Here is a 24,579-nt window from a genome sequence, read left to right on the forward strand (position 1 = left end):
GCCGTATTTCGGTAGTGACGTTGAATCAATCAGGAGAACCCTATGAAGCGTGTAATTGCACTGATGCTGTTGTCGATGGTCTCGCTGGCCATGCTCTCCGGCTGCAACACCGTTGCCGGTGCCGGCAAGGATGTGCAGAAGGCAGGCCAGTCGGTGGAAGACGCCGCCAAGGGCAACTGATCCAACGTTGCGGGCCGGCGACTTGCGGCCCGCATTGGACGAAGAAACGCCGGGAGTTTCCCGGCGTTTTTTTATGTGTGCGATTGCGGCCTGCCCTCCATTCAATGACGTGAGCACGCACTTCATCCACGCTTGACCGTCGGCGAACACATGGTATTGCAAGCTGTTTCCACGGCGATGTTGCCGTTGAAGACGAGGACGCGAACCCATGAACAAAGACATCATTTCCGGCAAGTGGACGCAGCTCAAGGGCAAGGCGCAGGCAAAGTGGGGCGACCTGACCGATGACGACTTCAAGGTGGCCGAAGGCAATGCCGAATACCTGGCAGGCCGGCTGCAGGAACGCTATGGCTGGGCGCGCGACCGCGCTGAAACCGAGGTCAAGGACTTCGAAGCCGCCATGCGCAAGGATTATCCGGACTATCACTGACACCCCGGCGGTGGCAGGGCGGCCATAGGGTCGCAACGAGGGTATGAAACCGGAACGGGCCGCACTGCGGCCCGTTTTTCTTACCTGGGTGGGTCAGGCACGAAGCCCGCCGGGAACGCCTGCGGTGCACGCTCGCCGCGCGGGTAACGCGCCGGAAGGATGCCGCGCGCCACCAGGTTGCGCTCGCTGTCGTAACGCAGGTCCAGGCGCTGGGCCGGCCACCGGCTGGCGCGCTCGAACGTGGTGCTGCCCGAGTACGACGCTTCGCGCGCGCCATGGCCGGTGCCCAGCGCGGGTGCCGGGGAGGGCGCACGGATCCGCGAACCGGTGGTCTCCACCGATGACAGCGCGCGGTCGGCCGCTTCGGCTGCTGCCTGCGGCTGTGCCTTGTTCTGCGCGCGCGCCACCGGTGGTGCGCGCGGGGGCAGGGGCACGTAACGCGGCGCTTCGTTGAACACCGCAATGCCGATCACCCCGATGTTGTCCGGCCGGCCGGTACGGTCGGCATAGCTGTTGCCCGGGTCGGTGAACACGAACTGCGCCACTTCCCGGCGCGATTTGCGCCAGCCGGTAATGTCCGCGCTCTGCCACGGATCCAGCACGTAGCCGGTCTGGTCCGGGGCGGCCACCTCGCCGGTTATCACGTTCAGGCCATCCACCGACAGCACCACCAGCACCCGCTCGGGGCTGTTGTTGTGCAGGCGCACCGCATAGGGCTGGCCTTGGCGGCCGGCCACCCAATACTGGCCCCGGTGCAGGTAGGCGGGCAGTTCCAGGCGCTGGTCGCGCTCGACCAGGCTCAGCGTGACCGGGCCGGTATCGGCACGGGGCGGGACCGCCGGCTTGAACCCACACAGGGCCAGCACGGCAAGCAGGGGCAGGGTCAGGCGTTTCATGGCGGGGCCTTCGCGGTTGGGTAATCCGTTGAACGCGCCAGGCCGGGCAACGGGGTTGCGCGCGGGCAGGTAAACTGGGGGCGTTCAACTGTCCGTAATGATTCCCACATGACCACCCGCGTTCTTACCGGCATCACCCCCTCCGGCACGCCCCACCTGGGCAACTATGTCGGCGCCATCCGCCCGGCCATCACGGCCAGCGCAGCGCCCGGCATCGAGAGCTTCTTCTTCCTGGCCGACCTGCACAGCCTGATCAAGGCGCAGGAACCGGAGAGGACCCAGCGCTCGACCCTGGAGATCGCCGCCAGCTGGCTGGCCTGCGGGCTGGACCCGGACAAGGTCTGGTTCTACCGGCAGAGCGACATTCCTGAAACCACCGAACTGATGTGGTTCCTGACCGTCATCGCCAGCAAGGGCATCCTCAACCGCGCCCATGCGTACAAGGCGGCGGTGGACAAGAACCGCGAAGAACAGCTGGATGAGGACGCCGGCATCAGCGCCGGGTTGTTCATGTACCCGGTGCTGATGGCCGCCGACATCCTGATCTTCAAGGCCAACCGCGTGCCGGTGGGCCGCGACCAGATCCAGCACATCGAAATGGCGCGCGATTTCGCCCAGCGCTTCAACCACGTGTACGGCAAGGAGTACTTCCCGTTGCCCGACGTGGTGATCGACGAGCAGGTGGCCACCCTGGCCGGCCTGGACGGCCGCAAGATGAGCAAGAGCTACCACAACACCATTCCGCTGTTCGCCCCGCGCGCGGAGCTGAAGAAGCTGGTGTTTTCCATCCTTACCGATTCGCGTGCCCCGGGCGAGCCCAAGAGCACCGAAGGTTCGGCGCTGTTCCAGATGTACCAGGCCTTCGCCAGCCCGGAACAGACCGCCGCGTTCGCGCAGGCGTTCGCCGACGGCATCAGCTGGGGCGATGCCAAGCAGCAGCTGTTCGAGCGCATCGATGCCGAACTGACCCCGCTGCGCGAGCGCTATGACGCGCTGATGGCCGAGCCGGAGAAGATCGAAGCGCTGCTGCGCCGTCGCGGCCAGCAGCTGCGCGAGCAGTACGCCATTCCGCTGCTGAAGGAGCTGCGCCACGCGGTGGGCCTGCGCGACCTGTCCACGGCCGGCGACATCGCCGCCGAGGACGGTGGCGTGGCGCGCGCTGCGCCGCCGCTGTTCAAGCAGTACCGCGAAAAGGACGGCCGTTTCTACTTCAAGCTGCAGGCCGGCGACGGCACGCTGCTCATCCAGAGCGAAGGCTTCGATTCGCCGCGCGATGCCGGCCAGCTGATCGGCGTGCTCAAGCAGACCGAGCACGGCGATGGCCTGCAGAGCGAATTGTTCAAGCTGGAAGCGGAAGTGGATGTGGTGCTCGCGGCACTGCAGGAGCTGCGCGGGTAGCCACCGACCGTTGGTCGGTGGACACGTAGACAAAGGAAACCACGATGGCCTGGTTGTCGTTGTTGTTGTTCCTGCCCTGGTTCGTGTTGCTGGGGACCGTGTACTGGCTGTTCCCGCGCCAGCCACGCGATGCCGCGCGTCGCCTGTTCGACGGCGTCGCGCTGCTGCTCGCCTTCGTCCTGAGCATCCTGGCCATGCTGTGGGGCCACCATATAGGCGTGGTGCAGAGCGATGCCGGCCCAATCTGGCGACAGGTCCTGGCGGTGCTGTATGCCTACGGCGCGTTCCTGGCGGTGATGGTGGCCGCGGTACTGCTGCGCGGGGGCTGGCTGGCCGCGCGTGCGACCAAAGCCGCATCGAAGTCGGCCGGCGACACCGCCTAGAATCAGGCGTACACCGCCTGTTGCCAGGGATGAGCAGATGTCCTCCGACCCCAGCATTTTCACCATCGATACCGCGTTCCAGCGCAGTGACTTCGACGCTGCTTACCTGATCGTCGAAAACGGCCGCGCCGCCTTCATCGATTGCGGCACCGGCCTGGCCGTGCTGGCGATGCTGGCCGCGCTCACGCGTGCCGGCTGCACGCCGGAGCAGGTGGACTGGCTGGTGCTCACCCACGTGCATCTGGACCACGCCGGCGGGGCCGGCCTGCTGATGCAGCAGCTGCCCAACGCCAAGCTGGTGGTGCACCCGCGCGGCGCGCCGCACATGATCGACCCCGCCCGGCTCATTGCCGGTGCGACCGAAGTCTATGGCGCGGCCGAAATCGCGCGCAGCTACGGCCCCGTCCTGCCGGTACCGGCCGCGCGCGTAGTCATTGCCGAAGACGGCCACCGCGTGGACCTGGCCGGGCGCAGCCTGCTGTGCCTGGACACGCCGGGGCACGCGCGCCACCACCTATGTGTGTGGGACGAGCGCAGCCGCAGCGTGTTCACCGGCGATACCTTTGGCCTGTCCTACCGCGAGCTGGACAGTGCACGCGGCGCCTTCGTCATTCCAACGTCCTCGCCGGTGCAGTTCGACCCGGAACCGCTCAAGCACTCCATCGCGCGGCTGGTCGCGCTGCAGCCGCAGGCGGTATACCTCACCCATTACGGGCGGGTGGAGAACATTCCCGCGTTGGCCGCCGACCTGGTCGAGCAGATCGATGCGATGGTGGACATCGGCCGCCAGTGCGACGGACGCCCCGACCGCCACCGATGCCTGGTGGCCGCGCTGACGGTGCTGTACCAAGAACGCGCGCAGGCCCATGGCTGCCCGCTCGACGATGCGGCGGTGGCGCAGGTGCTGGCGATGGATATCGAGCTCAACGCGCAGGGCCTGGCCTGCTGGCTGGACCGCGACCGCCGCTGAGCGCGCACGCGGGGCCTGCCCGGTAACCGGAGTGTCACGTTACACTCTGGCATTCCGTTTTTTTCTGGTACCTGCCGTGAATCCGATGCGCATGCTGCTGTTGTCGTCCTGTCTGTTCGTGGGCGGCCTGGCCCACGCGGCCAATGACCTGCCCGGCGGTGGCATCGACCCCGAAGCGCTGTCGCGGCATGTGCGCATCCTGGCCTCGGACGAGTTCGAAGGCCGCGCGCCGGCATCGCCCGGTGAAGAGCGCACCGTGCAGTACCTGATCGAAGAATTCCGCAGATCCGGCCTGCAGCCCGGTGGCGTGGATGGCAGCTGGGTGCAGCCGGTGCCGATGGTGCGTGCGCAGGTTGATGGCCCGGTGAAGGCGCAGCTGCGCCAGGGCGGCAAGGCGCGCACGCTGGTCAACGGCGAGGATGTAACCCTGCAGAGCCTGCGCCCGCAGGCCGCGGTGGACATCAAGGACGCGCCGCTGGTGTTCATCGGCTATGGCATCGACGCGCCCGAGCGCCAGTGGAACGACTACAAGGACGTGGACCTGCACGGCAAGATCGCCGTGGTGCTGATCAACGACGCCGATTTCGAAGCGGACCGTGCCGGGGCCTTCGACGGCAAGGCCGTCACCTATTACGGCCGCTGGACCTACAAGTTCGAGGAAGCCGCGCGGCGCGGCGCCCAGGGCGTGCTGATCGTGCATGAAACCGCGCCGGCCGCCTACGGCTGGGCCACGGTGAAGAGCTCGGGCACCTCGCCGCTGTTCGATATCGAGCGCCCGCAGGACCAGGCCCTGGCCCAGCACGTGCCGGTGCGCGGCTGGATGCAGCGCGCCCTGGCCGAGCAGCTGTTCCGCGATGCCGGCCTGGATTTCGAGGCCGAGAAGCGCAAGGCGATGACCCCGGGCTTCCAGCCGGTGGCGCTGGGGGACGCCACGCTGTCGGCGCAGTTCAAGCTCAAGCGCGAACAGGTGGTCACCCGCAACGTCGTGGCCAAGCTGCCGGGCGGCGCGCATGCCGATGAGGCGGTGATCTTCTCCGCGCACTGGGACGCCTTCGGCATCGGCCAGCCGGACGCCAAGGGCGACCGCATCCGCCGTGGCGCGATCGACAATGCCACCGGCGTGGCCACCGTGCTGGAGCTGGGCCGCGTGTTCGCCGCCGGCCCGCAGCCGCAGCGCACCCTGTACTTCGTGGCGCTCACCGCCGAAGAGAAGGGCCTGCTGGGTGCCAGCTACTACGCCGCGCACCCGCTGGCGCCGCTGGACAAGACTGCCGCGGTGATCAACATCGAAATGTTCAGCCCGGATGGCGCCACCCGCGACATCGCCTCGTGGGGCAAGGGCCGGGTCTCGCTGGAAGGCGACCTGGAGCGCGTGGCCAAGGCGCGTGGGCGCAGCTACAGCCCGGACCCGAACCTGGAAGCGGGCTTCTTCTACCGCGCCGACCACTTCGCCTTCGCCCGCCTGGGCGTGCCGGCCATCACCATCGGCCCGGGGCTGGACAAGCTGGAAGGCGGCGTAGCCGCCGGCAAGGCGCTGCGCGAGAAGTACTTCGCCGACTGCTACCACCAGGCCTGCGATGCCTGGACCCCCACCTGGGACCCGGCCGGCCATGCCGCCGACACCCTGCTGGTGTACGACCTCGGCGCCGAGCTGGCCAACAGCCGCCGCTGGCCGCATTGGGAAGAGGGTTCGGAATTCCGCAAGACCCGCGAACAAAGCGAAGCGGCTCGCCGCTGACGGAACAAAAAAAACGCCGGGGCATGCCCCGGCGTTTTTTTATCTGAGTATGGCCCGGTTATTTCCGTGTGCCATCCAGGTAGTTCGGGCCGTGGTTCTTCAGGAAGAACATGTACACCACCAGCGACACCGCGATGATCGCCGTGACATAGATGGCGAAATCGCCCACCCGGTCGGTCTTCAGCGCGCCCTGGTACAGCAGCGGGGCGGTACCGCCGAACAGCGAGTTGGCCAGCGCGTAACCAAAGCCCACGCCCAGTGCACGCACGTGGGTGGGGAACAGCTCGGCCTTCACCACCGCGTTGATCGAGGTGTAGCCGGTGAGGATCACAAAGCCCAGGGCCAGGGTCAGGAACGCGATCAGCGGGTCGTGCTGGTTCGGCAGCTCGGTGATCAGGTACCAGCTGTACAGCACGCCGCCCACGCCGAAGAACACCAGCAGGCTCTTGCGGCCCACGATGTCCGACAGCCAGCCGCCAATCGGCTGCAGCACCATCAGGAAGGTCAGCACGCCCAGGTTGATCAGCGTACCGGTCATCACGTCGGTACCGGCGAATGCGCTCTGGATCATCTTCGGCCCGTTCACGGAGTAGGTGTAGAAGGCCACGGTGCCACCGGCAGTAATCAGGAAGCACAGCAGCAGCGGGCGCCACTGGTTCACGAACAGCTCGTACATCGAGCCGGACGCCTTGGCGCGGCCTTCGCGCGCGGCTTCGATGGAGTCTTCGCCCAGCGATTCATCCATGGAGCGACGCAGCCAGAACACCACGATCGCAGCCAGGCCGCCGATGCCGAACGCGATGCGCCAGCCCCAGGCCGAAATTTCCGGCTTGTCCCAGAACAGCAGCATGGTGAACAGGGTCAGCTGCGCCAGCACATGGCCACCCACCAGGGTGACGTAGTGGAACGAGGACAGGAAGCCACGGCGGCCCGGGATGGCCGCTTCGGACATGTACGTGGCACTGGTGCCGTACTCGCCACCGGTGGCGAAGCCCTGCAGCAGGCGTGCGAACAGCAGGATCAGCGCGGCCCAGCCACCGATGGTGTTGGCGGTGGGGGTCAGTGCGATCAGGAACGAACAGGCTGCCATCATCGACACCGACACGGTCAGCGCCAGGCGCCGGCCGTAACGGTCGGCGAAGCGGCCGAAGTACCAGGCGCCGATCGGGCGCATCAGGAAGGTGGCGGCGAAGATCGCCCACACGTAGATGGTGGAATTCTTGTCGGCGGCCGAGAAAAACTGCGATTCAAAGTAGACCGCGAATACCGAGTAGACGTAAACGTCGTACCACTCGACAAGATTGCCCGCCGAACCCTTGAGGGTGTTGGAGATCGAGCGTTTCAGCGCGGCCTTGTCATTGGCGGGCGCGGCCAGGGTGGGGGAAGTGCTCATGTTGGAAAACGGTCCTCACGGTGGAGCAATGGCAATACTGGTTTTTACCTTACCCCACGTGATGATCGGTGGGCATTGCACCATGTAACTAGGTCCAGCACGACAGCGTGCCACCAGAGGGCATGCCGGGCCGCCGGCAAAGGCCTAGAATCGCCTCTCCCCCGTCCGCTGGTCCCGTATGGCCGCCACCCCCGCAACTCCGCAGGTCGCTCCCCGCAGCGGCCTGGTCGTCCTGGCCCTGCTGCTGGTGTACGTGGTGTGGGGGTCTACCTACCTGGGCATCCGTTTTGCCCTGGAAGGCGGGGCGCTGCCGCTGACCACCGTCTCCGGCGCCCGCTTCATCGTCGCCGGCAGCCTGATGTACGCGGTGCTGCGTTGGCGCGGCATGCCCGCGCCCACCGGCCGGCAGTGGCGCAACCTGGTAATCATGGGCCTGACCATGCTGGTGCTGGGCAACGGCATGGTGGTGCTGGCCGAGCGCACGGTGTCCTCCGGGCTGGCCGCCACGGCGGTGGCATCGGTGCCGCTGTGGATGGCGCTGTTCGGCGCCATGCGCGGCCAGCACGCCACCCGCGGCGAATGGCTGGGCATCGCCATCGGCTTCCTCGGCGTGGTCTGGCTCAACGCCGGCAGCAGCCTCACCGCCTCGCCGCAGGGCCTGGTGCTGCTGCTGATCGCCCCGATCGGCTGGGCCTTCGGCTCGGTCTGGGCGCGCAGCCTGGACCTGCCCAGCCCGTTCATGACCGCCGCTGGGCAGATGCTGTGCGGCGGGGTGATGCTGGTCGCGCTGGGCCTGGCCATCGGCGAACGGCCCACCACCTGGCCCAGCATGAATGGGCTGCTGGCGGTGGCCTACCTGTGCATGTTCGGCTCCATCGTCGCCTTCACCGCCTATGTGTGGCTGCTGCAGAACGTGCGCCCGGCGCTGGCCGCCAGCTACGCCTACGTGAACCCGGTGATCGCCGTACTGCTGGGCGCGCTGATCGGCCACGAGCATTTCGGCCCGCATGACCTGCTGGCCATGGGCGTCATCCTGGGCGGCGTGCTGGTGCTGACCCTGGCACGGACCCGCCGCAAATGAGCGCTGTGGAACGGACGCCCCTGCAGGAACAGCGCCGTGGCCTGGCCATCACCGCCTTCACCTTCACCCTGTGGGGGCTGGTGCCGGTGTACTGGCACCTGCTCAAGGCGGTGCCCTCGCAGCAGATCATCGCCCACCGCATCATCTGGAGCACGGTGCTGGTGGTTGCCTGGCTGCTGCTGAGCAACGGCACCGGCTGGTGGAAGCAGATTGCCGCCCAGCCACGCGCGCTGCCCACCCTGGCCCTGAGCAGCATGGCCATCGCCTTCAACTGGGGGCTGTACATCTGGGCCATCAACGCCGGGCACGTGATCGAAACCAGCCTGGGCTACTTCATCAACCCGCTGGTGAGCGTGGTGCTGGGCGTGGTGGTGCTCAAGGAGCGCCTGCGCGGCCTGCAGTGGCTGGCGGTGGCGTGCGCGGCACTGGGCGTAGCGTGGCTGACCCTCGACGCCGGCACCCCGCCGTGGATCGCGCTGGGGCTGGCCTGTTCGTTCGGGCTGTACGGCCTGCTGCGCAAGATGATCTCGGTGGACCCGGTAGCCGGGCTGGGCATCGAAAGCCTGTACCTGTTCCTGCCGGCCATCGGCTTCGCGTTGTGGAGCGAAAACGGCCACGGCGGCGCGTTCTTCAGCGGCTGGGGCTGGCGCAATGACCTGCTGCTGATCCTGGGGGGCGCGGTGACGGCATTGCCGTTGATCGGATTTGCCTATGGCGTGAAGCGCATTCCGCTCTCGCTGGTGGGCATCCTGCAATACATCGCCCCCAGCCTGGGCCTCCTGCTGGGCGTGTTCTTCTTCCGCGAACCGTTCGACACCGCCAAGGCGATCGGCTTTGCCGCGATCTGGACCGGGCTGCTGCTGTTCATAGGCGACAGCCTGTGGCGCTCGCGGGCACCTGCGCGGGCCTGACATCCGGCGGCCACGCAGGGCGTGGCTCTACGCAGCCTGTGAACGACCTGCATTGGCGCCGCGCTCCGAACGTGGAGCCATTCCCTACGTGGCTGCGCGACCACGTTTCCGACATTCTTCATGGTGTGGGCCTTTGGGCGCAAATAGCATCGCGCGCATCCACTGATGAAGCCTCTGGAGGTCCACTGTGTTGAAGTTGACTACGCGTTACGTGTGCCCGCTCATCCTGATGATGGCTTCACCGCTCAACGCCTGGGCACTCTGCTGCCCAAGTGTTGGGCAGAAGCCAGCGCGTAGCGGACTGGGCGAGATCCAACCCTCATCAGCCAATCTGAGTCTGGATCGACGTTGGAGCGTACATGCCTTCGAGCGCGACGCCGTCAACTACTTCCAAGTCAGTGACAGTGCCGGATCCATCGAGTTCATCCTGGCAAAGTCAGGCGACACCTTCTGGGTGCTTCCATCTGGCCCAGTCGACACGCAGATATCGCTCCCTTCGGAGGATCGCTACCCACACGTGGCGGATGTTGTGGAGGCTTACCGTGACCATGAGTTCAAACTGCTCGTCAGCGGTCACGGGCCGTCAACCGTGTGGTCGGTTGAGCGTGTATCCGATATTCCCTAGCAGGTGGACGAGTCGGCGAGGAACATCCGGATCCGATCTCGGCGGCACTGAATGGTGCCGCCGTAGGCTTGGGCGCGACCGCTGAGTCGCCCGATCGCCATGGTCATAGTGCTTCGCGAAATGTGGTGTCGTGAATCCAGGACGCCGACAGTGATCACGATGCCCCTGGTAGCGCCGAACTGGCCACAGCGCGCCCGGATCCTCAGTGGGCCGCGCTCGTGCTCCAGAAAGAGGGACACGGCCTCCGTCAATGCACGGTAGGCAGTCAGTTGCAGATCAAGGCTGAGGCGGCATGGGTCGCCGGTGAGGCTTGATCTGGCAAGGCGACCTGTCTGGTCCCAAGCGTCGCCTATACCGCCTACCTGGATGGCGAGGTACAACCCTACGTGTTCCATCGTGGTGGGGTAAACCATGCTGGTCTGTTCCCGGAACGTCCGCGAGTGGACAGTCGACACATGGAGCAGATTGGACGCGACATCGTGGTGGCCGTTGCTCCTGAGCCAATCGATGGTGTCGCTCAACGACGCATCCAGGCGCTCGCCGATGCGTCGGAGGCTGTCGACGCGATTGCGCAACTCCTGTTCACCGGCGATGTGGGAGGCGCGCGCGTTGGAGATTGCCTGACGACCCGCCTTCGCATGCAGCAGATACTGATGATAGTAGTCGGTGATCCTCGAGCCCAACGCGAGCAGCGCCGTCCCGGAGAGCGCGGTAACCAACTGCACCTTGAAGGAGTCAAGGTCGAACGATCCGGGAAGCCCGGTCACTGGCGTGCTGATGCGTACGAAGACGTACATCATCGGCATTCCGATGGCCGCCCCCCACCATCCCTGGATACAGGTAAGGGCGATGATGGGAGCAACCATGAGTAGCAATATCGCGGCCTTGTGGGCGTACGCATCCTCCGGGATGAGGATGGATGCCACGCCAAGTGCAAGCAGGGAGGCGGCCGCGCTTGTACTGGGGGGCTCTCGCCACGTTGGCCAATCGACCTCCTTGCGTCGACTCCACAGCACCGCCATGGGGGCAATGGTGAGAATGGCGACGTAGTGTCCAAGCATGAACCTGCTGGCAATGACAAAAACATCGCCCGCCGGTGGTGACTGCCAATATGCATGCATCAGCACGAGATTCCCAACGCCGACAGCGAGCGCCGCCGTGGCCGCGATGGTGAGCATCCAAGCTTGGCTCTTGCCCGAAACTGCACGCCGGTGCAGGTAGACGATCAGTGCGACGAGTGGAAACTGATAGGCCGAGGACACCAATACCCATTCAAGCCCGTACGTGCCTACCAGCGGAAGGCGTATTTCGGCGAAGTAGGCGTACTCCCCCAGCAGGAGGTAGGGCCACATGCGAACTGGCGTGATCAGTAATGCGGCCACGCGTATACCGGACGGCAGAAAGAACTGGTCCAGTGAGATCTGTCGCGTTGACCAGCAGGCGATGGCGTAGAGAGTGGCTGCAAGGAGTCCAGCGGGGAGGGTCAGAATCCCCGACTGAATCTTCGTGATCAGTCCGTCGCGCGACATCCATACCCTCCTGTGGTTTCCTGCTGTCGCATTCAGTCTGCGGCGCGTGTTTCTTTCGAGGGCGCGAAAATAGCGGCCGGAGATGGAGGGCGCAACGGGATTGCAGAATTTTCGGACAAGAACGAGGCCGCTCCACTGATTCCGTTGAGCCTCGTCACAGCGTTGGTTTGATCGACGTCTCAGATGGGCATCGCTGGCGATACAGCTGGGCTGACGCAATGTGCCGTTTGAACGAGCATGAACGACACGCGGTCGTAGTCCAGGGCGCGCCGACCGCATCATTTCAGATGGCGCACACCTGGCGGCGCAATTCGATCCATTCCGATATCCCTGGACACTCCCACGATGCTGCACTCACACCACCCGCGTGTGCGGGCTATCAGGGAGTGGGTAATGAAGAATCTGGGGTGGATGCTGTTGGCGGCATTGCCATTGCAGGGCATGGCGCAGGAAAAGATTGAAGATCCCGTCGCACAGCCGTGCTACATGTGTACCGATGCTGAGATGTACGCGAAGGCGCGCTCGCTGGGCATCGGCTCGCACTACGTTTACCAAGCCGCAAGCCAGACCAACATTCAGGGGTTTCACGTCACCAACGAGAACGGGCAGCTGGTGGCCACGCATTTCGTGCCAGCACCGTGGATACGCACGCAGTACAACGCGCTGATGAAGCTCTACAATGAGGTCCGGGGCGCTTTCGTTGACCAGTGGGGAACGGTGTCGCTGCAGCCACCGGGATCACCGCACGTGATGATGGAACAACCGCAGAGCGACACCCTGCTGTGGGGGCATCACGTCTCCGACCTCAATCCCAGGCGTGAGGAAGCGCGTGAAACGGTACGGCGCATGCTCACCCGCTCAAGCCGCTACGCCTTCTTGAACGCAGATGCCGAGCACGGCCGCATCCTGCGGTTCGAATCGCAGTCCTATGGCGCGTCGCCGTTGATCGCGCAGCTGAAGATCCTGACGTCCTCGCTCGGCTACGTCGAGTTCTACTTCGATTACGAGACGCGCCAGTGGGAGTATCTGAACTCGCGGGACTGGAACTGGGTGATCCAGGAAAAAGCGGAAGACTTCCTGTATCCGGACGGCACCGCGCGCAGGCTGCCTTACGAGCGGGCGCTCGCGCCCTACTTCGTGCAGCGGGCCGGCTGGGCGGGCGTAAAAGTCACGGGGACGCCTGCGTTCGGCACCTCCACCGTTGCATACCTCTGTGCCCGGATCGCAGGAAAGGTTGAGTGCCGGGCGGAATGATCCATCCACCGTGCCCCTCCGGGGGCACGGTGGTTCCATGCATCAGGTTTCGCGCAACGCCGTGGTTATAGGCAACCGCGCCGCACGCAGCGCGGGGAACAGCCCGCCCACCAGGCCGATGCCCAGCGCCCACTTCAGCCCGCTCCACAGCAGCTCGGGCGAGACCTTGAACTGGAACACCACCTGGCTGAAGTTGCTGCCGATGGTGGACACGCTATAGCCGTTGAAGATGGCCCACGCCACGAGCCCGCCCAGCAACCCGCCGATCAGTGCCAGCAACATGGTTTCGAGCATGATCGCGGTGACCACCGGCAACCCACGGAAGCCAATCGCACGCATCGTGGCGATCTCACGCGCGCGGGTGGCCACCGCCGCATACATGGTGTTGAGCGCGCCAAACACCGCACCCACCGCCATGATCGCGCCGATCACCGTGCCCAGCACCTTGATCAGGGTGTTCAGGCCGCCGCCCTGCTTGGCGTAGTACGCCCGCGTGGTTTCCACATCCAACTTCAGACGCGGGTCGGCAGCGACGCCGGCCTTGAACTGATCGAACCCGGCCTTGCCAGCGGTGCGCACGCTGATCGACTGCCACGCGCTGCGCTGGTAGGTGTTGGCCAGCGTCTCAGCGTCGGTCCACAGTTCCGAATCATGGGCATCGCCGGAGTTGAACACACCCACCACGGTCCACTGCTGGTTGCCCAGCGTGAGCGACTTACCCACCTCAAGCCCACGGAACTGGCCCTGCGCGCCCTTGCCGACCACGATCTCGCGCAGGCCGGGTTTGAACGGGCGGCCCTCGGTGACCTTGACCTTGTCGTGCACCGCCCACGCCATTTCGCCCACGCCACGGAACTGCGCGTTGACGTCGGTGCCGTCGCCCTTGGAGACCAGGTTGACCACCTGCGACAGCTCCGGCGAAATCATTGGCCGGCCCTGCGCATCCTTGGCCACGCCGGGCAGGGTGGACAGCAGCGGCACCTGATCGCGGGTGATCACCGAATTGGTTTCGGCCTGTGAACCGCCGCGCAGCACGATGGCCGTGGTGTCATCGCCGGTGCTGTTGAGCGTGGCCTGGAAGCCCTGGCCCATGGCCAGCATTGCCACCAGCACGCCGACCACACCGGCAATGCCCACCACCACCACCGAGGACGCGCCCCACCGCTGCGGCAGGCTGGCCACGCCAATGCGCGTGGCGGCCAGCGCCAGCCGCCCGCTGCGGGTGAACAGCAGCCACAACACCACTGCTACGGCCACGGCCAGCACCCCCGGCCAGGGCAGCATGATCCACACCGCCAGCATCACCGCCAGCAGCAGCACCGACAACAGATTGCTCAACCATTGCTTCTTCATGTCGGTTCTCCTCAGCGGCCCGCCAGGGCATCGACGATCTTCAGCCGCTTGGCGCGCAGCGCCGGCAGCAGGCCCACTACCACCCCGATCAGCAGGATCAGGCCAATGCCCATCAACCAGGTCTGGGTGGGTACGTGCGGCGGCAACAGACCCTGTGTCTTCGGCGCCAGCAGCGGCAGGATGGTCGCGGCCAAGCCCATGCCGATGGCGCCGCCCAGCCCGATCAGCAGCACCGATTCGATCATCACCAGGGTCAGCACCGTGCTGTCCTTGAAGCCCAGCGTCTTCAGCGTGGCCAGTTCGGGCACGCGTTCGCGCACCGCCTGGGCCATGGTGTTGCCGGTGAGCAGCAGCAGGGTGAAGAACACCGCGCCCATGATCGAGGTGACGATCAGGCCGATGTCAGCGAACTGCTTGACGAAGGCCTGCTGGAACGCCGACTCGGTCTGGGTCTTGGTTTCATGGTCCGAATTGGCCGAGATCGCATCGATGGCCTGGGCCACGCGCGAGGAGTGGTCCGGGTTGTCCAGGGTGACCGTGAACCAGCTGACCTGGTTCTTGATGTAGTCGTTGCTCTCGTCGAAGTACTTCCAGTTCATCATCAGCTGGCGTTCTTCATTCGCTGCCAGGGTGCGGTCCTTGGAACGGAAGATGCCCACCAGCTGCAGCGGCCAGTCGTTGCTGCCGCCACGCGGGAAGATGGTGGCCTGCAGCGGAATGGTGTCGCCGATCTTCCAGCCGAACTCCTTGGCCAGCGTTTCGCCCACCACCGCACCGGTCTGGGTGTCCTGGAAGGCCTTGAGCTGTTCGGGTGGCAGCTGGAGTTCGCGGTACACGTCGAAGTAGTTGGGTGCCACCGAGAAGTTGGCGAAGAAGTTCTTCGGGTCCTGGTAGATGCCACCGAACCACATGCCGTAGGTGACGTCCTTCACCCCGGGTACCTGCCGCACCTGCGGCTCCAGCCGGGTCGGCAGCGATTGGGTGATGGACAGGCGCGAGGCCACGATCAGGCGGTTGGCCCCTTCCACGCTGCCGCCCGAACTGAAGGCCACGCGCACCGAATCGAGCATGCCAAACAGCAGGAACGCGGCCACCACCGAAAGCAGGGTCAGCAGGGTCCGCGTTTTGCTGCGGAACAGCTGTGCCCATATGAGCGAGAAATATTTCATCGCAGTGACCTCCGTCAGTGGGCCGCAGGTGCCTGTGCAAGCTCACCCTTGTCCAGGTGCACCGTATGGGTGGCGTACTCGGCGGCCTTGGGGTCGTGGGTGACCATGATGATGGTCTTGCCGTGCTCGCGGTTGAGCTGCTGCAGCAGCAACAGGATCTCCTCGGCGGAGGCGCGGTCCAGGTCGCCGGTGGGCTCATCGCAGATCAGGAACGTGGGGTCGGACACGATCGCCCTGGCAATCGCCACGCGCTGCTGCTGGCCGCCGGACAGCTCATTGGGGCGGTGGCTGCGGCGGTCGGCCAGGCCGACCAGGGTGAGCGCGATTTCGGCATTGCGCTTGCGCTGCGCCGCACCCAGGTGGGTGAGCAGCAGTGGCAGTTCCACGTTCTTCTGCGCGGTGAGCATCGGCATCAGGTTGTAGAACTGGAACACGAAGCCGACATGGTGGCTGCGCCAGGTGGAAAGCTGGCCGCCGGACATGCGGTCGATGCGCTCGCCTTCGATCTCGATCTCGCCGCCGCTGGGCGTATCCAGCCCGCCGATGAGGTTGAGCAGGGTGGTCTTGCCCGAGCCGGACGGCCCCATCAGGGCGACGAAGTCGCCGCGCTGGATGTCCAGGTCGATGCCGTGCAGCACCTGCACCTTTTCGGGACCGCGCTGGTAGGTCTTGGTGATGTTGCGGAGCGAAACCAGGGTGGACATGGGTGGTTCTCCGTGATGCGGTGGAAGAAGAAGCCCTGCAGGCAGCCGCGCGCATGCGCGCCGGGCCGGCACGGGAATCGCACATCGTCGGCTCGCGACCCGGTCGCGGCGCCGCCTTGCTTACTGCGCCTGCTTTTCCACGACCGCGCTGCCATCGCGCAGTTCCGGCGGCGGGTTGCTGACCACCTGCTGGCCGGCGCTGAGGCCGGCAGTGACCTGGCGGTCGTTGTTGAGCGCCACGCCCACGGTGACCGGGACCTGCTGCACGCGCCGGTCATCGCCCACCACGAACGCCACCGTCTTCTGGTCGCGCTCGACCAGCGCCGCCGCCGGCACGCGCACGCCCTTGGGCGCTGCGGCCTGGGCCGGTGCGGCCGCTTCCAGGAAGCTCACCCGCACGCCCATTTCCGGCACGATGCGCGGGTCTTTGCTCTTCAACGCCACGCGCACCTTGACCGTGGCCTTGCCGCGGTCGGCGGTGGGGATGATGGCGATGACTTCGGCCGGAATCTTCCATTCCGGGTAGGCGTTGAGCGTGGCTTCCACCGGCATCTTCGGCTGCACGCGGCCGATGAAGGCCTCGCCCACGTCCACTTCGATCTCCAGCGAATCCATGTCCACGATGGTGCCGATACCGGTGCGGGTGAAGCCGCCACCGGCCGACAGCGGCGACACGATCTCACCCGGCTGCGCCGCCTTGGCGGTGACCACGCCGGAGAATGGCGCGCGCACGATGTTGTTGTCCACGCCCAGGTCGGCAATGGCCAGCGCGTCCCCGGCCACCTTGGTGTTGCGCTGCGCGGTGCGCAGCTGCGCGCGCAGGCTGTCGCGCTGGGCCATGGCCAGGTCGAACTGCGAGCGCGAAACCAGCTGCTGCCCCACCAGCTTCTGCAGGCGCCCGGCTTCGGCATCGGCCTGGGCCACCTGCGCCTGCAGGCCGGCCAGCTGGCTGCGGGCCGCTTCCAGCTGCGAGGACGACAGGCTGCGCTGGGCGTTGGCATCGATTGGGTCCAGGGTGGCCATGACCTGGCCTTCTTCGACCCGCATGCCTTCCTCGATCATCACCTCGCGAACCTTGCCGGTGATCTTGGCCGACACCGTGGCCATGCGCCGGGCCACCACGTAGCCGCTGGCATCGAGCACCGAGCTGCTGGCGGTACCCTGCTGGATGGCCACCACCGGCGCGGTGGTCACCTCGATAGGGCGTTCGCGGCCGAATACGACCCAGGCGATACAGCCCAGGACCAGCAGCGCGACAATGGCGAGCACGATCCACAGGCCACGGCGTGGCGACGAAGGCGGCGGGGCGGCGGCCTTCTTGCGGTCGATGCGGAGTTCCTTGAGCAGTTCAGCGGATGCGTTCATCGTGAGTCTGGACGTGGAATCGGGCCGAGTGTGACCGCAACGGGAGTCACGGGCAAACCGGAAGGGGCCGGCTGGGGCACAGGATGCCCGGCCGGCGCGGTTCCGTGCAGTGACAGCTGTCACCTGCCTGGGGTGATGGGGCGTACTGGAAATGCCATCGCCGACCCGGGATCGTATGGGTATGCCGCACCCCACCGGGAAACTGCCATGATCGCGCCTCGCCCCCACGACCGGGAATCCACCATGCCGCCCCGCTGGCTTTCCTCCCTTCTGCGACCCGCCCCGGATTCGGCCGTTGCCGACAACCTGCGCGCCGGCAAGCCGGCCTGGTCCGACGCGGTGCACCTGTTGTGGACCGGCTGGGTGTTCCTCACCCCGATGTTCGGCGGCGGCTATAGCCTGCTGTGGCTGTGGCTCACCCTGCTGACCTACCCCGTGTTCCTGGCGCTGTACGCCCGCCAGCTGCTGTCGCCGCGCCGGCACGCGCCGCGTTACGCGCTGGCCATGGTTGCCATGGGCTTGGCGCTGCTGCCGTGGTATCCCTCAGGCATCAGCTATTTCATCTTCGGCTGCGTCACCCTGCGGGTGTGCCGCACCGGCAGCGCGTGGCGCTACCTCGGCCAGCTGGTGGTGCTCAACGCCGCCTTCGTGGCGATCGCGCTGTGGGTGGGCTACCACTGGCAGCTGGTGGTGTGGATTCCGTCGATGGCGTTCATCATCGGCGTCATCATCAACGTGGAAAGCACCAACAAGGATCGCGATGCGGCCCTGCAGCTGTCCCAGGACGAAGTGCGACGGCTGGCCGCCACCGCCGAGCGCGAGCGCATCGGCCGCGACCTGCACGACCTGCTCGGTCACACGTTGTCGCTGATCACCCTGAAGCTGGAGCTGTCGCGCAAGCTGTTCGACCGCGATCCCGAACGCGCGCGGCTGGAGGTGACCGAAGCCGAAGCCATCGCGCGGCAGGCATTGTCTGAAGTGCGCAGCGCCGTGACCGGCATCCGTGCCAGCGATCTTGCCGCGGAACTGGCGGCCGCGCGGCTGCTGCTGGAATGCCAGCACGTGCACCTGCACTACAGCCCGCCGCCGCCGATGCCGGCGGAGATCGAACGCGGCCTGGCGCTGGTGCTGCGCGAAGCGGCCACCAACATCGTGCGACATGCCGACGCGCACCAGGCCTGGGTCGAGTTCAGCCAGGACGGGCGCACCCTGGGCCTGCAGATCCGCGATGACGGCCGAGGCGATGTGCAGGCCGATGGCAACGGGCTCACCGGCATGCGCGAACGCGTGGCTGCGCTGCGCGGCACGCTGCAGGTGCACTCCCCGCGCGGGCAGGGCACCACGGTGGTGGTGCAGGTGCCGCTACCGGCCAGGACCGCCGCGGTCGCCACGGCGCCAAGTGCGCCCCCAATGACCAGTGAGGCACTGCCATGATCCGCATCGTATTGGCCGAAGACCAGGCGATGGTGCGCGGCGCGCTGTCGGCCCTGCTCGGGCTGGAGCCGGATATCGACGTGCTGGGTGCCGCCGCTGACGGTGAGGCGGCCTGGCGGATGCTGCAGCAGCTGCAGCCGGACATCCTGGTCACCGATATCGAAATGCCGGGGCTGTCCGGGCTGGAGCTGGCGCAGCGCATCGCCCGACATGCGCTGCCGATCAAGGTGGTGATCGTGACCACCTTCGCGCGTTCCGGATTCCTGCGCCGCGCACTGGATGCCGGCGTGTGCGGCTATCTGCTCAAGGACGCACCGGCGGAGAAGCTGGCCGATGCATTGCGCCAGGTACAGCACGGCGGCCGTGCCATCGACCCGCAGTTGGCGCTGGACGCGTGGTCGCAGGCCGACCCGCTCAACGACCGCGAACGCCAGGTGCTGCGCCTGTCCGGCGACGGCCGCTCGGCCAGCGAGATCGCCACCCAGCTGGGCCTGTCGCATGGCACGGTGCGCAACTACCTGTCCGAATGCATCGGCAAGCTGGGCGTGGCCAACCGCATCGAGGCCTATCGCCTGGCCCGGCAGAAAGGCTGGTTGTAACCACCCACGGTGGCTACAACCAGCCGGTAGCACACGACCGTTGGTCGTGTGACCTTGTCAACGGTCTCCCGGGCCCTTCGCCATCGCCTGGAACACCCCATCGCGCCGCACCCACAGGTGGAACAGCGCTGCACTCAAATGCAGCACCACCGTGGCGAACAACACATACGCAAGCAGGCTGTGCGCGCTGCGCAGCGCGGCGTACAACGCCACGTCGTGCGGCAGGATCGGCGGCAGCAGCACGCCCTTCCACATCTGGATCGGGTAGCCACCGGCCGACAGCATCGCCCAGCCCACCAGCGGCATGGCCAGCATCAACCCGTACAGAACCCAATGCGAGGCATGCGCGGCGGCCGCCTGCCACGCCGGCAGATCCGCCGGCAGCGGCGGTGGCCGATGGCGCAACCGGTTGATCAGCCGCACCAGCGCCAGCAGCAGGATCGCGATGCCCAGCGGCCGGTGCAGGTCCACCAGCAGCGGTCGCCAGTGCAGCGAGGCCACCATGGTCACGCCGACGAACAGCATGGTCAGGATCAGCACCGCCATCAGCCAGTGCAGCACGCGCGCGGTGAGGTTGAAATGCCCGGCATCACGGCTCATTGCGCCTTCTCCTTGCCACTGGCCAGTTCGCGTTCGCGGCGATTGAACGATTCGGAATACACCGCCGAACGCGCAGCCAGGATCGGGTCATCGCTGCCGGCAATGCCGCTGGGCAGGATCAGGGGATCGAAGTTGAGGTTGTTGCAGGCACCGCCGGCCTGCGGCTGCAGCGCGGTCAGGGTCAGCGTGCCCAGCTTCACCTGGCGGCGGTCTTCGGGCCACGGAATCGAGGGGTCGTTCACCGCATCGCCGGCCGCAGCAACGGTGGCCCACATCTCCCACTGCACCGGCCCCTTGGCCAGGCGCTGCTGGAACTCATCGCTGAGGTAATCCAGGCTGGCCTCTTTGCGCTGCTCCGCATCCATGGCTTCGAACGGTGCCAGCGGGCGCATGCTCCAGCGCACCACTTCGGTGTGGCCGTCGGCGTTGGTGAAGCGGAAGCTGTTCACCCCGTTGTACGTGGTGTTGGCCCAGCTGGTGGACCACGGCGCGGTCTTGGCCCATTCGCCGAACGCCTTCGCCGATGGGTACTTGGCCGCAATGGCTGCCATCTTCGCCGGGTCCGGTTTGCCGGTGGCCGGGTCGGGAATGCCGGCGCGGGTCTGTTCCAGGAACGCCTCGGTGGTGGGCACCGCGAAGAACGGGAAGCTGTTCATCGCCGTGCGCCATTCCTGGCCGTCATCGCTGACCAGCTGCAGCGCCATGCTGCGCACGCGCGCATTGGCGTCTGCACCGTGCGGATCGCCGCCGCCGATCGACAGGCGGCCCAGCACCGGTACCTGCTGCTGGCGGAACACCCGCGCCGCGCTGAGTGCGGCCCCTTGCGGGGTGCCCTGGAAGCTGCCGCTTACGCACGCGCCCTTGCTGTGCGCGCGGCGGAAACCGGGGTGGTTGGCACCGGTGGCTTCGATGGTGTCGGTGAAGGTCTGCACGGTGGCGCGGTCGCGGCCCAGCCAGCCGGCCAGCCAGGCGAAGGCCAGCACCAGCACGCCGGCGATCAACGCGATCAGCGCGATCCACAGCAGCGGGGAATGCGGGGGGCGCGGGGCATCCGGCTCACGGCCGGCGCGGGTATAGCGGAAGAGCGACATGGGCCGTTACCTGCCTTCTCGAACGTGAGGGGGTGGGTGCGGCCATGGTGTCAGAACCCCGGTCGCCCGGATATTCACATTTTCGACAAGATTCAACGAACGATCCCCGCCGGGGCGGGGATCGGTGCGGTTCGGCTTTACGCGTATCGCGTTTTCAACATCGACCACGCCGAGCGCAGCGCCAGGGCCTCGCCACCGGCCGGGCGGCCCGGGCGTTCGCCGTCATTCCAGGCGTACACATCCAGGTGCGCCCAGGCCTGGCCTTCGGCGATGAAACGCTCCAGGTACAGCGCCGCGGTCACCGAACCGGCCATGCGCGAACCGGCGTTGGCCAGATCGGCAATGCCGCTGTGCAGGTAACGCAGGTACGGGCGCCACAGCGGCATGCGCCAGACCGGGTCGCGCGTGGTTTCGCCGGCCTGCAGCCACTGCTGGGCCAGGCTGTCGTTGTTGCTGAACAGCGCCGGCAGGTCCGGGCCGAGCGCGATGCGCGCCGCGCCGGTGAGCGTGGCGAAATCCAGCACGATCTCCGGCTGCTGTTCGCTGGCGTAGGTCAGCGCATCGCACAGCACCAGCCGGCCTTCGGCATCGGTGTTGTCGATTTCGATGCTCAGGCCCTTGCGGGTGGCGATCACTTCGCCCGGGCGGAACGCATCCGGGCCGATCGCGTTTTCCACCGCGGCAATCAGCAGGGTCAGCTGCACCGGCAGCTCCTGGGCCATGATCAGCCCGGCCAGTGCCAGCGCGTGCGCGGCGCCGCCCATGTCCTTCTTCATGTTGCGCATGCCGTCGGCCGGCTTGATGTCCAGCCCGCCGGTATCGAAGCACACGCCCTTGCCCACCAGCGCCACGTGCGGGCGGCCGGCCTGGCCCCAGCGCAGCGCGATCAGGCGCGGCGCGCGGTGCGAGGCGCGACCCACCGCGTGGATGGCCGGAAAATTCTGCTCCAGCAGCGCGTCACCGGTGATCACTTCGCACTGGCCACCATGGGCGGCGGCCAGTTCACGCGCGGCGTCTTCCAGCTGCTGCGGGCCCATGTCTTCGGTGGGGGTGTTCACCCAGTCGCGCACGCGCAGGCTGGCGGTGATCACATCGCGCACTTCGGCGGCCGGGCTGGCCACCAGCTGCGCCGGGGCGCGGTTGGGCTTGCGATAGCGCGCGAAGCGGTAGCTGCCCAGGCCCCAGCCCAGGTGCAGCAGGGTTTCGATGTTGGCCGGCAGCGCATCGGCCAGCTGCCACACGCTGCCTTCGGGCAGGGCGAACGGGGCGTGTGCATACGCATAGGCATCGCCCGGGTCGCCCACGCCGACGATGGCGCCGGCCAGGCCGTGTTCGCCCGGCAGCAGCACTACGCTGCCACCGCTGCCGTTGAAGTGCTGCGCATCCAGCCAGGCAACCAGGGCCGGGCTCTGCTGCGCGCGCCACGCCGCGAACTGTTCGCGCTCCATGACATGCAGCGGCAGGGCCTTGGCCGAATCGGTGGTGAAACCGGTGATCTGGGTCATGCGGGGTCGTGCTCCGTTCGTGGTCAGGCGGTCTGTGCCGATGCGTTCGCATCGAGCCAGTCGGCCAGCCCGGTCAGGGTGTCGAACTGCAGGTCAGGCTGCAGCGAAGGATGGTGCCAGGTGTGTTCAACGCGGTTGATCCAGCAGCCGCGCAGGCCGGCCTGCATCGCGCCCACCACGTCCATTTCGATGTGGTCGCCGACGTGCAGTACCTGCGCCGGAGCCACCCCCAGGCGCTCGCAGGCGGCGTGGAAGATGCTGGCGGCCGGCTTGGCCGCGCCGTGTTCGCGCGAACCCAGCTGGAAGGCGAAGTGGTGGTCCAGCCCGATCCGGGCCAGGTCGGCGTTGCCGTTGCTGAGCGCGGCCACCGGCACCCGGGCGGCGATGCGGGCCAGTGCGTCCACCGCGTCCGGGTAGAACTCCACCTGGTTGCGCGCGGCGTAGAACGCCTCGTAGGCCGGTTCCAGCAGGGCCAGGTCTGCCCCGCTGTTTTCCAGCGCCTCGCGCAGGGTGAGCCGGCGCAGGGCGCTCAGGTCGTGGTGCAGGTGCGGGTTATCGCGAAAGGAGCGCTCACGCAGTTCGCGCATCGCCGCCACCGGGTACATCGCGGCGGTGGCGGGGCTGTGCTGGAGCATCCACTCGTACAACACCTGGTCGATGCGGGCGCCGATGGGGGCGAACGGCCACAGGGTGTCGTCGAGGTCGAGAGTGATGGCTAGGACGGGAAAATTCACCCGCCCATTCTACTCCTGTGGGGTCAGCCACGCAGGGCGTGGCTCTACTCCAGGAGCTTGGCCCAGCCCTGGGTGCCGTCCAGGCGCGCCAGCACCAGCTTGATGCAGACCAGCAGGGGGACCGACAGCAGCAGGCCCACCATGCCCCACAGCCAGCCGAATACCATCAGCGCCAGGATCAGGATCAGCGGCGAAATCGCCATCTGCCGGCCCAGCACGATCGGGGTCACCACCTGGCCTTCAATGGTGTGCAGGGCCAGGTAACACGCCGCCGGCAGCAGGGCATGGAACGGGTCGCTGAACTCCACGAAGCCCATCAGCAGCATCAGCGTCACCCCGATCAGCGGGCCCACGTAGGGTGCGAAATTCAGCAGCGCCGCCACCGTGCCCCACAGCAGCGCCTCCTGCAGGCTGATGCCCAGCAGCAACAGCACCCCGGAGAAGATCAGCCCTACCAGCGTGTTGATCACGGTGATGGTCAAAACATAGCGCGAGACCTCACGTTCGATCGAACGCAGGATGTCGGTGGTGAACCGCTGCTGCTGCCGGCTGGGGAAGAGCGCGATGGCATGCTTCTGCAGGTTCTGCCCGTAGATCATGAAGAACAGCGTCAGCAGCACCACCGCCAGCACGGACGCGGCCAGTCGCGGCGCCCGGGTCAGCACCTTGTACGGGTCATCCAGCTGGGTGCGCACCACCTGCACCCGGCGGCTGCCCTCGCCACCCGCCACGCGCGCGAAATTCTCCGCCGCCTGGTTGGCTTGCTGCACCGGCTTGGTCAGGTTCTGCACCTGCCGGGCCACCTTGCGCAGCTGCTGCGGCGCTTCCTGCGCCCATTCCATCGCCGGGCCCACCAGCTGCACGCCCAGCGCGGCCGTGCCGCTCAACCCCACCCCGATCACCAGCACCGCCGCCAGGAAGCGCGGAACCCACAGCCGGCCCAGCAGGCGCAGGATCGGGTTGCCGACCAGCGCGAAGAACATGGCAAGCAGGATCGGCAGGATGATTTCCTGCGCGGCCCACAGAGTGAACGCCACCGCCAGCATGGCCAGCACCACCAGCGACATCGGCGCGCGCGGGCGCGGCGGGGGCGGTACCGGTACCGGCAGGGGAGCGTCGGCAGGGGAGGGCGCAGGAACGCTCATGCAGGTCGCACGCTGGAGAGGAGACGCATTATTGGGTAGCCCGGGTGCGTGCGGCGTGTGGAATGGGAGGCCGGCCAACGGCCGGCGCTACC

The 24,579-nt window shown here is 66.8% G+C and carries 24 protein-coding genes; 12 read left to right on the forward strand and 12 right to left on the reverse strand.

All coding sequences use genetic code 11. The features are described from left to right. Positions 1–42: 42 nt before the first annotated feature. Both BAY15_RS02215 and BAY15_RS02220 read left to right on the forward strand, forming a co-directional pair. On the forward strand, positions 43–180 hold the full coding sequence (locus BAY15_RS02215; RefSeq protein ID WP_068848583.1) for an entericidin A/B family lipoprotein: 138 nt from the start codon (positions 43–45) through the stop codon (positions 178–180). Positions 181–388: 208 nt separating this feature from the next. Beyond that, positions 389–610: a CsbD family protein gene (locus BAY15_RS02220; RefSeq protein WP_068848585.1), complete on the forward strand. Its 222-nt coding sequence runs from the start codon at positions 389–391 to the stop codon at positions 608–610. A gap of 80 nt (positions 611–690) precedes the next feature. Here the strand turns inward: BAY15_RS02220 and BAY15_RS02225 are convergent, their stop codons facing one another. After that, positions 691–1,506 (reverse strand): hypothetical protein, encoded by an 816-nt coding sequence (locus BAY15_RS02225; protein WP_068848587.1) that lies wholly within the window; start codon positions 1,504–1,506, stop codon positions 691–693. Between the two features lie 108 nt (positions 1,507–1,614). Between BAY15_RS02225 and BAY15_RS02230 the strand changes: the two genes are divergently transcribed. From BAY15_RS02230 to BAY15_RS02245, 4 genes are all read left to right on the forward strand, one after another. After that, a complete protein-coding gene (locus tag BAY15_RS02230; RefSeq protein ID WP_068848589.1) occupies positions 1,615–2,904 on the forward strand; it encodes a tryptophan--tRNA ligase in 1,290 nt (429 codons plus the stop codon). A gap of 44 nt (positions 2,905–2,948) precedes the next feature. Further along, positions 2,949–3,287 carry a hypothetical protein gene (locus BAY15_RS02235; RefSeq protein ID WP_068848591.1) on the forward strand — a complete coding sequence of 113 codons (339 nt, stop codon included), beginning with the start codon at positions 2,949–2,951 and terminating at the stop codon, positions 3,285–3,287. 37 nt (positions 3,288–3,324) lie between these two features. Next, entirely contained in the window at positions 3,325–4,257 is a 933-nt protein-coding gene (locus tag BAY15_RS02240) for an MBL fold metallo-hydrolase (RefSeq protein ID WP_068848593.1), read from the forward strand. A gap of 85 nt (positions 4,258–4,342) precedes the next feature. Then, entirely contained in the window at positions 4,343–5,995 is a 1,653-nt protein-coding gene (locus BAY15_RS02245; RefSeq protein WP_068848595.1) for a M28 family metallopeptidase, read from the forward strand. A gap of 58 nt (positions 5,996–6,053) precedes the next feature. Here BAY15_RS02245 and BAY15_RS02250 read toward each other — a convergent pair whose 3' ends face one another. Then, positions 6,054–7,388: an MFS transporter gene (locus BAY15_RS02250; RefSeq protein WP_068848597.1), complete on the reverse strand. Its 1,335-nt coding sequence runs from the start codon at positions 7,386–7,388 to the stop codon at positions 6,054–6,056. A 178-nt stretch (positions 7,389–7,566) separates the two neighbouring features. Here BAY15_RS02250 and yedA point away from each other — a divergent pair, with 178 nt between their 5' ends. The 3 genes from yedA (at position 7,567) to BAY15_RS02265 (ending at position 10,005) form a co-directional block, all read left to right on the forward strand. Then, complete coding sequence (gene yedA, locus BAY15_RS02255; RefSeq protein WP_068848599.1) at positions 7,567–8,469, forward strand: drug/metabolite exporter YedA; 903 nt, start codon at positions 7,567–7,569, stop codon at positions 8,467–8,469. Next, a complete protein-coding gene (gene rarD / locus BAY15_RS02260) occupies positions 8,466–9,380 on the forward strand; it encodes an EamA family transporter RarD (protein WP_068848601.1) in 915 nt (304 codons plus the stop codon). The genes yedA and rarD overlap by 4 nt, the downstream gene beginning before the upstream one ends. 187 nt (positions 9,381–9,567) lie before the next feature. Beyond that, positions 9,568–10,005: a hypothetical protein gene (locus BAY15_RS02265; protein ID WP_157771671.1), complete on the forward strand. Its 438-nt coding sequence runs from the start codon at positions 9,568–9,570 to the stop codon at positions 10,003–10,005. Here BAY15_RS02265 and BAY15_RS02270 read toward each other — a convergent pair. Beyond that, on the reverse strand, positions 10,002–11,534 hold the full coding sequence (locus tag BAY15_RS02270; RefSeq protein ID WP_068848603.1) for an MASE1 domain-containing protein: 1,533 nt from the start codon (positions 11,532–11,534) through the stop codon (positions 10,002–10,004). The two genes, BAY15_RS02265 and BAY15_RS02270, sit on opposite strands and share 4 nt — an antisense overlap. Before the next feature lie 393 nt (positions 11,535–11,927). Between BAY15_RS02270 and BAY15_RS02275 the strand changes: the two genes are divergently transcribed. Next, a complete protein-coding gene (locus tag BAY15_RS02275) occupies positions 11,928–12,788 on the forward strand; it encodes a hypothetical protein (protein WP_157771672.1) in 861 nt (286 codons plus the stop codon). A gap of 42 nt (positions 12,789–12,830) precedes the next feature. Here the strand turns inward: BAY15_RS02275 and BAY15_RS02280 are convergent, their stop codons facing one another. The 4 genes from BAY15_RS02280 to BAY15_RS02295 all read right to left on the reverse strand — a co-directional run bounded on the left by BAY15_RS02280 (position 12,831) and on the right by BAY15_RS02295 (position 17,379). Further along, positions 12,831–14,141: an ABC transporter permease gene (locus BAY15_RS02280; protein ID WP_068848607.1), complete on the reverse strand. Its 1,311-nt coding sequence runs from the start codon at positions 14,139–14,141 to the stop codon at positions 12,831–12,833. An 11-nt stretch (positions 14,142–14,152) separates the two neighbouring features. Continuing rightward, positions 14,153–15,310, reverse strand: coding sequence for an ABC transporter permease (locus BAY15_RS02285; RefSeq protein WP_068848609.1), 1,158 nt, complete (start codon positions 15,308–15,310; stop codon positions 14,153–14,155). A gap of 14 nt (positions 15,311–15,324) precedes the next feature. Beyond that, positions 15,325–16,014, reverse strand: coding sequence for an ABC transporter ATP-binding protein (locus BAY15_RS02290; protein ID WP_068848611.1), 690 nt, complete (start codon positions 16,012–16,014; stop codon positions 15,325–15,327). Between the two features lie 120 nt (positions 16,015–16,134). Further along, positions 16,135–17,379, reverse strand: coding sequence for an efflux RND transporter periplasmic adaptor subunit (locus BAY15_RS02295; protein ID WP_068848613.1), 1,245 nt, complete (start codon positions 17,377–17,379; stop codon positions 16,135–16,137). Between the two features lie 207 nt (positions 17,380–17,586). Between BAY15_RS02295 and BAY15_RS02300 the strand changes: the two genes are divergently transcribed. Both BAY15_RS02300 and BAY15_RS02305 read left to right on the forward strand, forming a co-directional pair. Beyond that, entirely contained in the window at positions 17,587–18,813 is a 1,227-nt protein-coding gene (locus BAY15_RS02300; RefSeq protein WP_083214042.1) for a sensor histidine kinase, read from the forward strand. Then, on the forward strand, positions 18,810–19,412 hold the full coding sequence (locus BAY15_RS02305; protein ID WP_068848617.1) for a response regulator transcription factor: 603 nt from the start codon (positions 18,810–18,812) through the stop codon (positions 19,410–19,412). The genes BAY15_RS02300 and BAY15_RS02305 overlap by 4 nt, the downstream gene beginning before the upstream one ends. 57 nt (positions 19,413–19,469) lie before the next feature. Here the strand turns inward: BAY15_RS02305 and BAY15_RS02310 are convergent, their stop codons facing one another. The 5 genes from BAY15_RS02310 to BAY15_RS02330 form a co-directional block, all read right to left on the reverse strand. Next, positions 19,470–20,012, reverse strand: coding sequence for a cytochrome b (locus tag BAY15_RS02310; RefSeq protein ID WP_068848619.1), 543 nt, complete (start codon positions 20,010–20,012; stop codon positions 19,470–19,472). Then, on the reverse strand, positions 20,009–21,103 hold the full coding sequence (locus tag BAY15_RS02315; protein WP_068848621.1) for a catalase family peroxidase: 1,095 nt from the start codon (positions 21,101–21,103) through the stop codon (positions 20,009–20,011). The genes BAY15_RS02310 and BAY15_RS02315 overlap by 4 nt, the downstream gene beginning before the upstream one ends. A 137-nt stretch (positions 21,104–21,240) precedes the next feature. After that, complete coding sequence (locus BAY15_RS02320; protein ID WP_068848623.1) at positions 21,241–22,608, reverse strand: leucyl aminopeptidase family protein; 1,368 nt, start codon at positions 22,606–22,608, stop codon at positions 21,241–21,243. 23 nt (positions 22,609–22,631) lie between these two features. Continuing rightward, positions 22,632–23,342, reverse strand: coding sequence for an HAD family hydrolase (locus BAY15_RS02325; RefSeq protein WP_068848625.1), 711 nt, complete (start codon positions 23,340–23,342; stop codon positions 22,632–22,634). Between the two features lie 44 nt (positions 23,343–23,386). Further along, on the reverse strand, positions 23,387–24,487 hold the full coding sequence (locus BAY15_RS02330) for an AI-2E family transporter (protein WP_068848627.1): 1,101 nt from the start codon (positions 24,485–24,487) through the stop codon (positions 23,387–23,389). Positions 24,488–24,579 lie beyond the last annotated feature (92 nt).

Origin of the sequence: Stenotrophomonas rhizophila (assembly GCF_001704155.1) — a bacterium.
GTDB classification, from domain to species: domain Bacteria; phylum Pseudomonadota; class Gammaproteobacteria; order Xanthomonadales; family Xanthomonadaceae; genus Stenotrophomonas; species Stenotrophomonas rhizophila_A.